Source organism: Bacillus cereus group sp. Sample62 (assembly GCF_036851315.1).
Classification (GTDB): Bacteria; Bacillota; Bacilli; order Bacillales; family Bacillaceae_G; genus Bacillus_A; species Bacillus_A wiedmannii.
On sequence record NZ_JAFLPK010000001.1, the window covers coordinates 5,225,473 to 5,241,142 of the forward strand.

The following is a 15,670-nucleotide window of genomic DNA, read 5'->3' on the forward strand; positions in this document are numbered from 1 at the left end:
AAATTATAATTTGCATAAAAAAACTATACTAAATATCATTTATGAAAGAAATTCGGCTTCAAAATTTCATTCGGATACGGTTTATGATAAATATGAGTGGTAGCTGGAGATAACGGTGGAATGAGCCACACCCAATTGCCTGTTACAACCCGTCCACATGATGCTTCTTGCTTCTCAAATTGTTGAAATTGTTGTGCAGCTGTATGGTGATCCACAATACTAACTCCTTGTTTTTTGAAGGAATGTAATACAGCAATATTCAGCTCAATTAGTGCCTTGTCTTTCCATAACGTACCGTTTCTCGATGTATCTAACTCTATCATCTCCGCAACAGCCGGAAGTAAATTATAGCGATCATGATCCGCTAAGTTACGAGCCCCAATCTCCGTTCCCATATACCATCCATTAAACGGAGCTGCCGTATAAGAAATACCGCCAATTTCTAAGCGCATATCTGAAATCATTGGAACCCCATACCATTTTGCTCCTAAAGATGAGATTGGGTACTCTGGATGTTCAATCGGTACCTCTTTCACTTCTTTTTTAGGAATTTCTTTATATACGGGTTCTTTTCCATCGACAGAAAACACAAGTGGCAATACATCGAAATTCGTACCTTCTCCTTGCCAGCCAAGTTCCTGACAAAAATCCGTAAACGCAGTGGAATGAGAGTCACCAATCACTCCCATTTCTGTTTTATATCCTGCATACCGAATCAATTGGTGATTATAAATTCGTATATTATTTTCTTCACCTTGATATTGCTTAAAAATTGTAATTGTCGGTTTAACTTTCCCATCGTTCGTTGCATATTTAATATGATGAATTAATGCATTATATACACCTTTCTCATCATTTACTTCACGTGCATCTAATATGTGCATCTTACTCCAAAACAGCCTTCCGATACATCGATTACTATTGCGCCATGCCATTCGCGATCCATGAACAAGTTCTTCAAATGTATGCTCATACGTCCCTGTCTTCTCTATCTCAACTTGAATTTCTTTCACACGCTCTTCTATGAATTGCTCTTTATTAAGCTCTTTATAGCAAATCGTAATAAACTGACTCGCTTCCTCTATTAATTGTTTCGTTTTACTCATAAACGATCTCCTTCTATTTCAACAAAACGTTACTACTTTACAGTATAAGCAAAAAGAATAAGAGTCACAAATGAAAGTCGAAGTGTTACTTTTATTGTAATATTTTTCAGAAAATTAAAGAGATTACTATTGACTTGTATAAAAAATAGGTGTATTTTTGACTCAGGTAAATTGTTTTTACCTAGGCCAACTTTTTAATGAGAAAGGAGGGAATGTTATGTCTTCATTTCAATTGCCAAAGCTTTCATATGACTATGATGAACTAGAGCCATATATCGACAGCAACACGCTTTCTATTCATCATGGAAAGCACCATGCGACATACGTAAATAACTTGAATGCCGCTTTAGAAAACTATACGGAATTACATAATAAATCTTTAGAAGAGTTACTATGTAATTTAGAAACTTTACCAAAGGAAATTGTTACAGCTGTCAGAAATAACGGTGGTGGACATTATTGTCATAGTCTTTTTTGGGAAGTAATGAGCCCACGAGGTGGCGGCGAGCCTAATGGAGACGTTGCAAAAGTAATTGACTATTATTTCAATACATTTGACAACTTAAAAGATCAACTATCCAAAGCAGCAATTAGCCGTTTTGGAAGTGGCTATGGATGGCTTGTCCTTGATGGTGAAGAACTTATTGTTATGAGTACACCCAATCAAGATACACCTTTGCAAGAAGGTAAAACTCCATTACTCGTCATCGATGTATGGGAACACGCCTATTATTTAAAGTATCAAAATCGGCGTCCAGAATTTGTTACCAATTGGTGGCATACAGTGAACTGGGACCAGGTAAATGAAAAGTATTTACAAGCAATTCAATCACAAAAACATTAGTCGTGCGTATAAGGTAAGTTTGGTAATGTAAAATTAGTATTGTCGAAATCCTCCAGAATCCCCCGGATTGCCACCGGGGGATTTATGATTATTTCATTGCATGTATGTAATAACGTAATACTTGTTCTATTTCTATTTTCAACTCCCGGAACGGGAATCCTAATTCACTAGCTTTTCCATTATGTAATGTACAATTAATCACTTCATTATAAGGCGCTACATTACCTCCTACTTCTTGAACGAGTGCTTTTATTCCCGTATTTTCTTCTATGAAATGAATAACTTCTCGAGTAGAAACTACCCCATTGCTACAAGCATTAATTTGTCCTTCTATGTCCCTCATCCCGCACCAAGCTAAAAATTCTCCTGCTTCTTTTTCATGTATAAATGACAACTCTCCATCTAGATCATTCACCGCGACAGGCTCTTGCTTCACGATATGTTCAACGTAAAATTGTAACCTTTTCGTATAATCGTTTTCTCCAATAACAACTGGAAAACGCACTGCAACAACCGGGAATGTTGCTTGTTGAAATGAAACCGCTTCGGCTAATCTCTTTCCTTCACTATAAGTAAAATCCTTCCTACCACCATACGTAATAGCATACTCGTACGGATTAAAGTTCTCTTCTAACAAGCCTATTGCTGGCTCGTAAACAGCCATTGAAGATGTCATAACGTATTTCTTCGTTTTTCCTCGTAACACTTCACATATTACCTTCGCTGCATTCGAGCTATAGCATAAATTATCGTATACGATATCATAACTTTTATCTTCTAGACGCTCTGTTAGTTGTTTTTCTTCTTCTCTATCGACAATCAGCCTTTTTACTGCACTACCGAAAGAATCTTCGGTAACCCCCCTAGTCGCAATCGTTACATCGTGTCCATCTTGCAAAAGCGCTTCTACTAAATGTTTACCAAAAAATCTTGTTCCCCCTAGCACCAATACTTTTTTCAAATCCATCATCCCCATTTTGATAAATTGTAAAATACTACCTCTCCATTATAGATGCTAATATAGAAAAAGCATGGAATTCGTTTAACGATTCCATGCTTTTCTACAGAAAATATATTAACGCACTCGATATTTATAAATACAATAACAGAAGTATAAAATAGAAATTACGGATACATAAACCCATAGTTCATATACGAATCCCTCTCCCCATACTCCCATAAAATAAAAGAGTGAAGGCAACGTCAATGTTACCCATGATTGTACGAAGGCAATTCTTCCAAGATATTGATTGATATTCTTCTTTTGTGTATTTAATACAAAGAATAAATACCAAAGTAATGCCCACATAAACCACGTTAATGCATTAACAACATCGTGAAATTGAACAAATGAAACAACCATATAGAATAAAGCAATAATTGCTACCCAAATACAAAACCAACCTAGACCACTACTATCCATTCCTTTTATAAAGGTAACACCTACATATAAATAGGTTAATCCAAATAAGAAAGTAGCTGCATATGAATACACTGTCCAATTGCTTTGGTCAGAAATCATGATCAAATAGAACGGAATAATAATTTGTAGTGCACCCACAAATAAATTAAAAACACCCGCACTTTTCATCTCTGCTTTCCCTAATATAACAAGACTATTTAAAAACAAAGCTGCACCCGAAAGTAATAATCCTACGTACCCCATATATCCTCATGTGAAAATCTTGCATTTTCACACTGTACCCTCCCCGTCTTGTAAAAATTATATTATTCCTTATTCTCCTTCTTACTTACAACTACATACAAAGTTTTTTCGAAAACAAGTCAGACTTCCTACCTTAAAAAACAAAAGAAAAACCCTTTTTATACATGTCATACAGTAATGATGTCAATCGAAATATATCACGTAATAAAAACGCTTTCAATAATACGTAATTCAATCAAAAAGCTAATAAGATTATTTGATTATAAACGCACTTTAACAATGATACAAGTATTGGAATACTTTTCAATAGAACCGGTTACTATTCAAATGCTATGGTCAGTAATATTTTTTTACATTCTCTTTTCTAAATTGAACATATTACTGACCTCAAGCAACATAATAAAGAATACAATTTATTATATACATAACATATCCTACAAAATAATAAGAGAATGCTTTACTAACTACCTTAAATCATTTGATAGCCATTTTTATTATTTACCTGCCATCTCCAAGAATCTACACACATCTCTTCTAACCCATATTCCGCTTCCCATCCTAATTCTCGTTTCGCTTTAGATACATCAGCAAAACATACTGCTACATCACCAGGACGACGCCCTATCACTTTATAGGGTATTTTTTTACCTGAAACCTCCTCAAAAGCCTTTATCATCTCCAACACACTATACCCTTTACCTGTGCCAAGATTATATGCCTCTATTCCTTTCGTCTCAAGTACTTTCTCAAGTGCCTTTACATGTCCTTTTGCAAGGTCAACAACGTGAATATAATCACGGACACCTGTCCCATCTTTTGTTGGATAATCGTTTCCGAATATATTTAGCTCCTTTAACTTACCTACCGCCACCTGCGTTACATATGGCATTAAATTATTCGGAATCCCATTTGGATCTTCTCCAATACGACCACTTTTATGTGCTCCAAATGGATTGAAATAACGAAGTAATGCAATACTCCATTCATCATCAGCTTTTGCTACATCACGCATAATTTGCTCAATCATTAATTTTGTTTGCCCATATGGATTTGTCACACTTAGTGGAAATTCTTCTGTAATTGGTGATGTTTTTGGAATTCCATATACAGTTGCAGATGAACTAAAAATAAACTTTTTAACATTATGTTTCTGCATCACATCACATAGTATGATTGTACTTATTATATTATTATAATAATACGTAAGTGGAATTGTAGTAGATTCCCCCACTGCTTTAAATCCAGCAAAATGTATAACCGCTTCAATATTATTTTCCAAAAAAATCTCATTCATTTTTTCACGATTTAAAACACTTTCTTTATAAAATTCAAATTGTTTTCCTGTTATTTCTTTTACTCGATTTAAGGACTCGATTGAACTATTTGAAAGATTATCTACGACTATAATTTTATAATTATTATTTAATAATTCTATACACGTATGACTACCAATATATCCTGCTCCACCTGTTATAAGTATCGCCATATATATAGTCCCCCACTGATTATTAATTATAAAATTTTATAACCTCAATACACATCTATCCTACCATAAAAGACTGATAATTTAGAATATTTATTTCAAATTATTATTTATATAAAAAAGAGCCACATAACCTTTAAGTTATGCAGCTCTTCAACATACGTATGTGTTTATATCTTTTTTTATTAATCAAGAAAAATAAAAATTACTCGAAAATCTCATATTGTTAAATTACGTAGCAATATACACTTAAAAAGTGGGCAAGGCTTCCCAATAACACGAAAACGTGAAAAATTTCATGATGCCCCATATGTTTAAACTCTAACCATTTTGGCTTTGTTCCATAAATAAATCCACCGATTGTATAAAGAATGCCTCCAAGCACTAGAAGCACGATACCTCCTGCACTTAAGTTAGCAGCTAACGGTGCAAAGAACAGAACAATTAACCAACCCATTGTAATATAAATTGCTGTTGATAACCATCTTGGGCAACTAAACCAAAACATTTTAAAAACAATACCACAAATGGCAGTTGCATAAACTAAACAAAATAATAATAAACCGTTTGCGGAATGTAATGTAATTAAACAAAATGGTGCATATGTACCTGCAATCAATATAAAAATCATAGAGTGATCAAGCTTCCGAAAGAAATAAATAACACGTTCACTGGCTACAACACTATGATATACAGCTGATGCTGTATACAGAACCATCATTCCGATGCCAAACAAAATAACAGCTGTAATTGCCGCAAAAGATGGCATTTTAATAGAAACTTTTACAAGCATAGCTAATAATGCAATAAATGATAATACAGCTCCTCCCAAGTGGGTAAAAGCATTAACCGGTTCTCTTACATAAGTATTCATATATACACCCCTCATATAATTACATGTAGTTTCGATAACTACATGTAATTATATACGCATTATTATTAGAGGTCAACATTTACAATTCATTTGTTTCGTAATACCATATTTAGAGATAAACTAAACATTATGCTCCACTAAGTTATAAAAGTGAGGGGTTCTACGTGGAAAATATAAATAAATTGCTTGAAACATTACATTTAGAAAAAAATATTACGCTTGAGGATATTCCAAATGTCGACTTGTATGTAGACCAGGTTGTCCAATTATTTGAAAATACTTATGCGGATACAACAAGAACCGATGATGAAAAAGTATTAACAAAAACAATGATTAACAATTACGCAAAAGGGAAACTGTTTATTCCAATCAAAAACAAAAAATACTCAAAAGAGCATATGATTTTAATCAGCTTAATTTATCAATTAAAAGGAGCCCTTTCCATTAATGACATAAAAAGCTCCTTAGAAAATATAAATGAATCCTTATTAAACGATGATTCATTCGAATTAAATACACTATATAAAGATTATCTTTCTCTTACCGAAAACAACGTCGAAAGCTTTACACAAGACGTAAATAACCGTGTTTCAGAAGTAAGTGAAATTTCTTCCTTAGAAGATCCGAATCTAGAGAATTTTTTATTACTAACATCATTTGTGTCGATGAGTAATATGTATAGGCGCTTAGCTGAGAAGTTGATTGATGATTTAAAAGAATCTTAAATAAAAAAACTATCCACTCGTTATAGTGGATAGTTTTTTTGTTTACTTAATTGCCTCATGAACTTTTAATTGTTTACCTTTTATCGTTGTATTTCTCATAACCTTTAAAACAAGTGGTCCTTTTCCGTTTAATATTTCAACATACGAAACATTATCTTGTATTGTAATAATACCTATATCATCAGCAGAAACACCTTGAATTTTAGCAATTGTACCAACGAAATCTACCGCCCTAATTTTCTTCTTCTTTCCGCCATTAAAGTACAATTTCATAATTCCTTTGTTTAGGTCTGCATTTTTATCTTTCTTTATAATTGGTTTAGCATATATTTTTTCTTCAAATACTGCTTTCCCTTTTATAACTTCTTCTTTTGAAGGTGCCAGTTCCTTTGGAATTTCAAATCCGATATATTCCTCAATCTCTTCTAAAAATCTATTTTCATAAGGCGTTATAAATGTAATAGCTTTTCCATTATTACCAGCTCGTCCCGTCCTTCCAGTACGGTGTACATAGCTTTCTTTTTCTAATGGAATATCGTAATTAATAACATGTGTAATATTATCAATATCAATTCCTCTCGCAGCTACATCAGTTGCTACTAAATAACGGAACTTTCCTTTTCTAAAATCATCCATAACTTCAAAACGATCTTCCTGCACCATACCACCGTGTATTTTGTCACAAGGATAATTAACTCGTTTTAGCTGTCTATATACATGGTCTACGTTTTCTTGTGTACGACAAAAAATAATGCAACTGTCTGGATTTTCAATCATAGTTACATCCTTAAGAAGTGAAAGCTTCTCTTCTTCCCTTACTTCAAAAAGGGTATGTTCAATTTTATCTGTTGTAATCCCAGCTGCTTTAATTTCAATATGAGTTGGTGCATTCATATATGTACGGGATAACTTTTCAACATCTCCCGGTAGAGTTGCTGAAAATAGCATTGTCATTCTTTTTGTAGGTAATTCATCAATAATTGCCTCTACTTGATCGATAAAGCCCATATTTAGCATTTCATCCGCTTCATCAATTACTAAATATTTCAATCGATCTAAAGAAAGGGTCCCTTTTTCAATATGATCCAACACACGTCCTGGGGTCCCCACTACAATATGCGTCTTTTGCTTTAACTCTAATTTTTGACGTGCAAATGGAGATTTACCATAAATTGCAGCAGCTTTAATTCTTTTGAATCGCCCTATATTCGTAATATCTTCTTTCACTTGAACAGCAAGTTCCCTCGTTGGTGTTAAAACTAATGCTTGTGGTTTATTCTCTTCCCACTCTACCATTTCACAAAGTGGTATTCCGAACGAAGCCGTTTTTCCACTTCCCGTTTGCGACTTTACAACAAGATCCTTCTTTTGCAATGCAACTGGAATAACTTCTCCTTGCACTTCTGTCGGATGCTCATATCCTAAACCAGTAAGTGCTCGTCTTACTTCTTTACTTAATGCATAATTACTAAAGCTTTTTTCACTCATATATTAACCTCATTTGATTTTATATTTAACCTATTATGTTCTTCATACCTCACTTTAGACTATAGTAAGATACTATATTAATCCACTGTTTTCAATTCGTTTCAACTTAAATTTATCTAAGTATAATTTTAAAATAGGAAAAGGCAGCCTTAATAATAAGTCTGCCCTATCTATACTGTATTCATTTTTTACGGAACTAATTTTTTCACAACTGGTATTCTTTGCAATACTAACGTAATTACCAGACTAAGAACAATTGTAATCGTTACATTAATAGGTATTGCCAATATTGCATGTACACGCTCATTTACCTTAGGGAAAACCATGTACAACAAGTTATTTAATAAGAAGAAGTGAAGAATATAGATTCCAAGGCTTGCTTGATTTATAAAACGGAATAACAATGGTAATTCTCGTTCTGACTTTTGGAATGCATATTTGAAAAATATAAATAATCCAATCGCCATCAGTACAACACCTGGCGCAAAATATCCATACCAAAACTGCTCTAACTGTCCATTTGCTTTTACTGTATAGTAATATGTAATAAAGAATGTACTAATAAATCCTACAAGTCCTCCAATGTAAGAAATATTTCTCCATTTTTTTGAAATATCGTAATTGGATAAATAATAACCAAGTAAGAAATACCCTACATAGTTTGTAACGTAAAATAATTCAATATTAAAGTTGATAGGATAATAATATTTCGCTAAATTGACTACTACAGATGCATATATCCATAAAATTAAAAAGTATTCTATCTCTCTTTTTTTAGCATTCTTCACAAAGATTTTCAGTAGCGGGGTAATTAAATATATCCCTACAATCATATATAGGAACCATAAATGTCCCCCAATCGTATCTGTTAAAAAGTGCTTTATCCCTTGCTTTAAAGATGCCGGGAAATACCCTGCATATGCTCCATACGCGTAAAATATAGCACTCCAAGCTATAAAAGGTATAATTACTTTACTTGCACGCTTCTGTAAAAATTCCCCAACGGAAATATCTTTCGTTCCCTTTAACAATAAAGCTCCACTAATCATAACAAAGATCGGCACACTGGCACGTGAAATTGATTCAAACAGGTTACCAGCCATCCAGCGTGATACGTTATTTGCATCTAACATAGAAACATAACCAGCAGAAACGTGAATTGTAACCACTGCAATTGTTGCTAATACACGCAACCAATCCATATATACTAAGCGCTTCATTAACAGCCCCCCTAAATTTACCTATTTAACTTTTCTTTTCCAAACATCATTTTACATCAAATAATGCTATGTTTAAACACATTTTAATTACATGAACTTACAATATACGCAGCTAAATTTTAATTTTCAAATATAAACATGAAAACCTTTGACTTATGAGTGAAAATAATGTAAATTATCTTTTGGACGAACATTTTTTAAAAAACTAAATAAAATATTCGTATTTTAGGGGTGTAAATGATGGAAAACGTATTCGACTATGAAGATATTCAATTAATTCCTGCAAAATGTATTGTGAACAGCCGCTCTGAATGTGATACAACTGTCACTTTAGGTAAACATAAATTTAAATTACCTGTCGTACCTGCAAATATGCAAACGATTATTGATGAAAGAATCGCAACTTATTTAGCTGAAAACAATTACTTCTATATCATGCATCGTTTCCAACCAGAGAAACGTATCTCATTCATTAGAGATATGCAATCACGTGGATTAATCGCTTCTATTAGCGTTGGTGTAAAAGAAGATGAGTATGAATTCGTACAACAATTAGCTGCTGAGCAACTTACACCTGAATACATCACGATTGATATTGCACACGGACATTCTAATGCTGTAATCAACATGATTCAACATATTAAAAAGCATTTACCAGAAAGCTTCGTTATCGCTGGAAACGTTGGAACTCCAGAAGCGGTAAGAGAATTAGAAAATGCTGGTGCTGACGCAACAAAAGTTGGTATTGGACCTGGTAAAGTTTGTATTACTAAAATTAAAACAGGCTTTGGAACTGGCGGTTGGCAACTAGCTGCACTTCGCTGGTGTGCAAAAGCTGCAAGTAAGCCAATTATTGCTGACGGTGGTATTCGTACACACGGCGACGTAGCTAAATCTATTCGATTTGGGGCGACTATGGTTATGGTCGGTTCTCTATTCGCTGGTCATGAAGAGTCTCCAGGGGAAACAATCGAAAAAGACGGCAAGCTTTATAAAGAGTACTTCGGTTCAGCTTCTGAATTCCAAAAAGGCGAGAAGAAAAACGTTGAAGGTAAGAAAATGTTCGTTGAGCATAAAGGTTCTTTAGAAGACACTTTAATCGAAATGGAACAAGATCTTCAATCTTCTATCTCTTACGCTGGTGGAACAAAATTAGACTCAATTCGTACTGTAGATTATGTAGTCGTGAAAAACTCTATTTTCAACGGTGATAAAGTATATTAATTTTTAAATTTAACTCGAAGGACAAGCATTTTTATGCTTGTCCTTCTTTTTCATATATAGAAATGTAAAATATTTTCATTTTACTGAATTTTCTAGTATCATATTTTTAGATACTTATAATAAGGGGGATATAACAAATGAAAAATGTAATTGAGAAACGCCATATTCGTGCAGAAGTCCCTACTGAACTAACATGGGACCTCTCTGATTTATTCGAATCTGATAAAGATTGGGAAACTGCATTACGTGTATTAACAGACGATATAAAAAAACTTGATGCGTTTAAAGGACAATTACATACTAGCGCCACTACCTTATTACATTGCCTACTTTTAGAAGAAGAGCTTTTAATGAAGTTAACAAAATTATACTCCTATGCAAATTTAAAAGAATCAACTGATCGTACAAATCCAGTTATTCAAGCGAACTCTTCCAAAATTGCTGCTTTATGGACGAAAGTACATACTGCACTATCCTTTATCCATAATGAAATCCTCTCATTCGATGAAGGAACAATTGAAAAATATTTAGCTGCAGAAACAAAACTCGAACCTTTCCGTAAATCATTACTAGACATCCTACAAAAAAGGAAGCACACGCTCTCTCCTGAAACAGAAGAAGCTCTTGCTGCACTTGGCGAAGTACATAGTTCTCCATACAAAATTTACGGTATGACTAAATTAGCCGATATGGATTTTACCTCCATACAAGACGAACAAGGAAACGAACTCCCTGTATCATTTGCATTATTTGAAAGCAAATATGAGTTCTCTCCAAGCGTAGACATACGTAGAAAAGCATACTCATCATTTGTTTCCACCTTGAAACGATATAAGAATACAGTGGCAACAACATATGCTACTGAAGTAAAAAAACAAGTAACACTCTCTCGTTTACGCAAATTTGAATCTGTTACTCATATGCTTTTAGAGCCTCAAAAAGTTCCACTTGAAATGTATAACAATCAACTTGATATTATTTATAAAGAATTAGCGCCTCATATGCGCCGTTTTGCAGATTTAAAAAAGAAAGTATTAGGACTCGATCAAATGCTGTTCTGCGACTTACATGCACCTTTAGATCCCGAATTTAATCCAACCATCACATACAAGGAGGCTGGTAAATTAATTCAAGATTCTTTAAAGGTATTAGGCGATGAATATAGTTCCATTATTGAAAAAGGATTCAAAGAAAGATGGGTTGATCTTGCAGATAACGTAGGCAAATCAACCGGAGCATTTTGTTCAAGCCCATATGGTTCTCATCCATACATTTTAATTACATGGCAAAACACGATGCGTGGATGCTTCACATTAGCCCATGAATTTGGGCATGCTGGTCATTTTTATTTAGCAAATAAAAACCAGCGTATTATGAATGTACGTCCATCCATGTACTTTGTTGAAGCACCATCTACAATGAATGAATTACTATTAGCTCAGCATTTATTAGCGACTACTGACGACAAGCGAATGCGCAGATGGGTGATTCTGCAACTACTTGGCACATATTATCATAACTTTGTTACTCACTTACTTGAGGGAGAATATCAAAGAAGAGTATATACCCTAGCAGACGAAGGAGAAGCACTTACAGCTACAACTTTAACTGAAATAAAAACAAATGTACTTTCTACATTCTGGGGAAATTCTGTAGAAATTGACGAAGGCGCTGGCTTAACTTGGATGCGTCAACCTCATTACTATATGGGCTTATATTCTTACACCTATTCCGCAGGCCTCACTGCATCTACTGCGGTAGCTCAAATGATTAAGGAGGAAGGGCAACCTGCCGTTGATCGCTGGTTAGATGTACTTCGCGCTGGTGGTACGATGAAACCACTTGAATTAATGAAGCATGCTGGAGTAGATATGTCAAAACCAGATGCAATCCGTAAAGCTGTTTCTTACGTCGGTTCCTTAATTGATGAATTGGAACGTTCTTATCAAGAATAAAAAATAAGCCCTCGCTTTATGAGGGCTTATTTTTTATTTTCCAAATCTTTTACGGTATCCACATTTCCTGCATAGCTCTTCGACTGCAACTCTTTTCGAAAATCCATCGACAATGTTTGTTGCTCTTTCACCTTCTATAATGTTAGAAAATGAGTCATCATTAATATTCCCAAGATTAATAATTCCCTCACCATCTAAACAACAAGGAATAACCGTTCCGTTCGCTAAAATACCGGCTTGATTTCGAAGACCATGACAGAATCCTTTTCCATCATCCTCTTCTTCATGTAATGCCGGCCACTGGAATTCATAGTCTTGATTAATAAAGACACGTTCCGCAATTTTTATACCTTTTCCTGGTGTAAGCTTCTCTTCGATTTGATAAGATAGACCAAACTCATTTTCAATGATGGATAATAAATCTCTATTTTTCTGGATTTCAGCATTTGTTTTATTATCCTGAGTTAAATTCCATAAACGTAGTGAAACAATTAAATCCGATTGGCTTGTCGCCTCTCTAATGAAGGAAAGTATACTCCTTACATAACCTTCTTTATCTTGCGAACCTGGATGTCCATCAAAACTGTGCAGTGAAAAATTCATTTGTCTTAACGCAGGCTTATTTAACAGTCTATGCCTTCTCTTATTAATTAACGTTCCGTTCGTTGTAATATTAACTTTAAACCCTTTTTCATGGCTCAAATCTAATAGTTGATCTATTTTTGGATGGAGCAATGGCTCACCCTTCACGTGCAAATAAATGTAGTCTGTGTGAGGTTTAATTTGGTCTAATCTTTTAGCAAAATCCTCCACAGAAATGAATTGCTTCTGCCTTTCCGTCGGCGGACAAAAGCTGCACGCAAGATTACATACACTCGTAATCTCCAAGTAAAACTTTTTAAACTTCTTCACCTTTAATTCCTCACTTCTATGACTACTTATACTTTTTCCTCTTCATATTACAACACACTTTTTTATAAATAGAAACATACTTATTTTAGGAAACCTTCGTACTACCTATTAATGTTTAAAAGACCATCGGTGTTTTTTGGCCAATGGTCTTTTTTACTCTTTTTATATACAAAAAGTAATTTTACTTATGATACGGTTCACCACGATTAATACGAAACGCTCTATACACTTGCTCAAGCAATACTAATCGCATTAATTGGTGTGGTAGTGTCATCTTTGAAAAAGAAAGAGATTCATTTGAACGCTTCATTACTTCTGAACTTAGTCCAAGTGATCCACCAATTACAAAGGCAACTTTACTCTTTCCATATGTAGCGAGACGATCTAAGCTTACTGCAAATTCTTCTGATGATTTTTGTTTTCCTTCGATCGCTAACGCAATGACATGCGTATCGTCAGAAATTTTATCCAGTATACGTATACCTTCTTTTTCTTTTACAATTAACATTTCTGCTTCACTTAAATTTTCTGGCGCCTTTTCATCTGGCAATTCAATTACTTCTATTTTTGCGTATGCAGATAATCGTTTTAAGTATTCTGCTATACCTTGTTTTAAATATTTTTCTTTTAATTTCCCAATTGAAATAATCGAGATATTCACACTTATTCCCCACCTTACAAACATGTTATCCACATAACTTATCCACATATCCACAATTGTTACCCACATATTGTGTGAGAATCTGTGTTCGATACAACATATGTCGCCTCATTTTGACAAAATTCACATGTTTTTTTCTCTTTTTCTGAGTTATCCACATTGTTGATAACCGGTGCAACTTCACACTCATCCACAATAATATCTAAAGCTAATTCAACATGTTCTAAACAACAAGGTAAATCCATATTCTTCACCTCACTTTTCTACAATAGAAAACAGGAGGTAGGCCCTCCTGTTTTTAATACTTTTGAATGCCTAGTTTAACCGTTGTTGTTGCTCGCTTTGTACCACGATAAAACGTAAGAGTCATTTTATCATTAATTTTTTTATCATATAAGGCCGTACGGAATCCGATAATATCGCGAACCGGTTTTCCATCTACTGCTACAATCACATCGTGTTCTCGTAAACCAGCATCTACACCTGGCGAAGGACTTTTCACATCTAAAATGCAAACTCCCTCTGTTACATTGCCTGGTAAATGCAATGTTTTTGACCAATGGTAATTTGGAATCTCATTTAACGATCTAAGTTCAATTCCAACATACGGTCTCCTTACTTTTCCGTACTTCTCTAATTCATTCATAATTGGAACAGCTCTAGTAACTGGAATAGCTAGTCCAATTCCTTCTACTTCTTTTGCTGCAATTTTCATTGAGTTAATGCCAATTAATTGGCCTGCCGCATTTACAAGCGCACCACCACTATTACCTGGATTAATCGCTGCGTCTGTTTGCAATACTTCTACTTGCCAATCGTAATGTCCATCTTGATCCAAATCTACAGGGACAATACGTTCCTTAGCCGAAATAATGCCTTGTGTGACGGTTCCAGAAAATTGCAGCCCGAGTGGGTTTCCAATCGCAATGACCGGTTCTCCTCTACGAACAGTATTAGAGTCGCCAATCTCAATTATTTTTTTCACATGCTTTGCATCTATTTCTAGTACAGCTAAATCTGTGACTACATCGGTTCCTAATACTTTTCCCGGAACCTTCTTACCATCACTTAAACTTACTTCAATACGATTTGCTCCAGCAACAACATGATTATTCGTTACAATATAAGCTTGGCCATCTGTCTTTTTATAAATTACACCTGATCCTGTACCAGCTTCTGAATCTGCCTCTGAAAAATTATCTCGTTGAATATTAATAACACCAACAACAGCTTCAGACGCACGATCAACAGCATCAACAAAGCTAATCTGTTTAATTCCTTGAGCTTCGGCCATATTACTTCCACTTGCTTCAGCTTGCGGAAGCGCCCCCGCATCATTCGCAAATAAAGGAGCTCCAAATGCAAATAACGAAGCTCCTACAATTGTTCCTGCTATGCTAGAAATAACAATACCTTTATGCTTCTTTTTTCTTGCACGTTTCATACGATAATTTTCTTCATCAATAAAGGACATATTTGTTCACCCATCTTCCTGAAAACAACTATATTCAC

Annotated in this window: 15 protein-coding genes; 4 read left to right on the forward strand and 11 right to left on the reverse strand. The window is 34.4% G+C overall.

What is annotated here, in order from left to right; genetic code table 11:
- Positions 1-35: 35 nt before the first annotated feature.
- A complete protein-coding gene (locus J0835_RS26795) occupies positions 36-1,106 on the reverse strand; it encodes a nitric oxide synthase oxygenase (RefSeq protein ID WP_087983454.1) in 1,071 nt (356 codons plus the stop codon).
- 217 nt (positions 1,107-1,323) lie between these two features.
- Between J0835_RS26795 and sodA the strand changes: the two genes are divergently transcribed.
- Positions 1,324-1,950, forward strand: coding sequence for a superoxide dismutase [Mn] (gene sodA / locus J0835_RS26800; RefSeq protein ID WP_087983455.1), 627 nt, complete (start codon positions 1,324-1,326; stop codon positions 1,948-1,950).
- 88 nt (positions 1,951-2,038) lie between these two features.
- On the opposite strand, the gene J0835_RS26805 is transcribed toward sodA, so the two are convergent.
- From J0835_RS26805 to trhA, 4 genes are all read right to left on the reverse strand, one after another.
- Positions 2,039-2,920, reverse strand: a complete 882-nt coding sequence (locus J0835_RS26805; protein ID WP_087983480.1) for an NAD-dependent epimerase/dehydratase family protein — start codon at positions 2,918-2,920, stop codon at positions 2,039-2,041.
- 105 nt (positions 2,921-3,025) lie between these two features.
- A complete protein-coding gene (locus J0835_RS26810) occupies positions 3,026-3,616 on the reverse strand; it encodes an AmiS/UreI family transporter (protein ID WP_000542569.1) in 591 nt (196 codons plus the stop codon).
- A 469-nt stretch (positions 3,617-4,085) separates the two neighbouring features.
- Entirely contained in the window at positions 4,086-5,102 is a 1,017-nt protein-coding gene (gene galE / locus J0835_RS26815) for a UDP-glucose 4-epimerase GalE (protein WP_064476021.1), read from the reverse strand.
- A gap of 223 nt (positions 5,103-5,325) precedes the next feature.
- Positions 5,326-5,973 carry a PAQR family membrane homeostasis protein TrhA gene (trhA, locus tag J0835_RS26820; RefSeq protein WP_001099732.1) on the reverse strand — a complete coding sequence of 216 codons (648 nt, stop codon included), beginning with the start codon at positions 5,971-5,973 and terminating at the stop codon, positions 5,326-5,328.
- A gap of 164 nt (positions 5,974-6,137) precedes the next feature.
- On the opposite strand from trhA, the gene J0835_RS26825 reads away from it, so the two are divergent.
- Positions 6,138-6,698: a DUF1836 domain-containing protein gene (locus tag J0835_RS26825; protein WP_087983457.1), complete on the forward strand. Its 561-nt coding sequence runs from the start codon at positions 6,138-6,140 to the stop codon at positions 6,696-6,698.
- A 42-nt stretch (positions 6,699-6,740) separates the two neighbouring features.
- Here J0835_RS26825 and dbpA read toward each other — a convergent pair whose 3' ends face one another.
- Both dbpA and J0835_RS26835 read right to left on the reverse strand, forming a co-directional pair.
- A complete protein-coding gene (gene dbpA / locus J0835_RS26830) occupies positions 6,741-8,186 on the reverse strand; it encodes an ATP-dependent RNA helicase DbpA (protein ID WP_087983459.1) in 1,446 nt (481 codons plus the stop codon).
- A gap of 188 nt (positions 8,187-8,374) precedes the next feature.
- Positions 8,375-9,406 carry an acyltransferase gene (locus tag J0835_RS26835; RefSeq protein ID WP_087983461.1) on the reverse strand — a complete coding sequence of 344 codons (1,032 nt, stop codon included), beginning with the start codon at positions 9,404-9,406 and terminating at the stop codon, positions 8,375-8,377.
- Between the two features lie 240 nt (positions 9,407-9,646).
- Between J0835_RS26835 and guaC the strand changes: the two genes are divergently transcribed.
- Together guaC and pepF are read left to right on the forward strand one after the other, a co-directional pair.
- Positions 9,647-10,630 (forward strand): GMP reductase, encoded by a 984-nt coding sequence (gene guaC, locus J0835_RS26840; protein WP_087983463.1) that lies wholly within the window; start codon positions 9,647-9,649, stop codon positions 10,628-10,630.
- A 137-nt stretch (positions 10,631-10,767) separates the two neighbouring features.
- Complete coding sequence (pepF, locus tag J0835_RS26845) at positions 10,768-12,585, forward strand: oligoendopeptidase F (RefSeq protein ID WP_087983465.1); 1,818 nt, start codon at positions 10,768-10,770, stop codon at positions 12,583-12,585.
- A gap of 33 nt (positions 12,586-12,618) precedes the next feature.
- Here pepF and J0835_RS26850 read toward each other — a convergent pair whose 3' ends face one another.
- From J0835_RS26850 to J0835_RS26865, 4 genes are all read right to left on the reverse strand, one after another.
- On the reverse strand, positions 12,619-13,497 hold the full coding sequence (locus J0835_RS26850; protein ID WP_087983467.1) for a radical SAM/SPASM domain-containing protein: 879 nt from the start codon (positions 13,495-13,497) through the stop codon (positions 12,619-12,621).
- A 181-nt stretch (positions 13,498-13,678) separates the two neighbouring features.
- The gene (gene rlmH / locus J0835_RS26855; protein WP_087983468.1) at positions 13,679-14,158 is read right to left on the reverse strand and encodes a 23S rRNA (pseudouridine(1915)-N(3))-methyltransferase RlmH; all 480 of its coding nucleotides are present in this window, start codon (positions 14,156-14,158) and stop codon (positions 13,679-13,681) included.
- Between the two features lie 59 nt (positions 14,159-14,217).
- Complete coding sequence (locus J0835_RS26860) at positions 14,218-14,403, reverse strand: CxxH/CxxC protein (protein WP_087983470.1); 186 nt, start codon at positions 14,401-14,403, stop codon at positions 14,218-14,220.
- 53 nt (positions 14,404-14,456) lie between these two features.
- The gene (locus J0835_RS26865; RefSeq protein ID WP_087983472.1) at positions 14,457-15,632 is read right to left on the reverse strand and encodes a S1C family serine protease; all 1,176 of its coding nucleotides are present in this window, start codon (positions 15,630-15,632) and stop codon (positions 14,457-14,459) included.
- Positions 15,633-15,670: the final 38 nt, after the last annotated feature.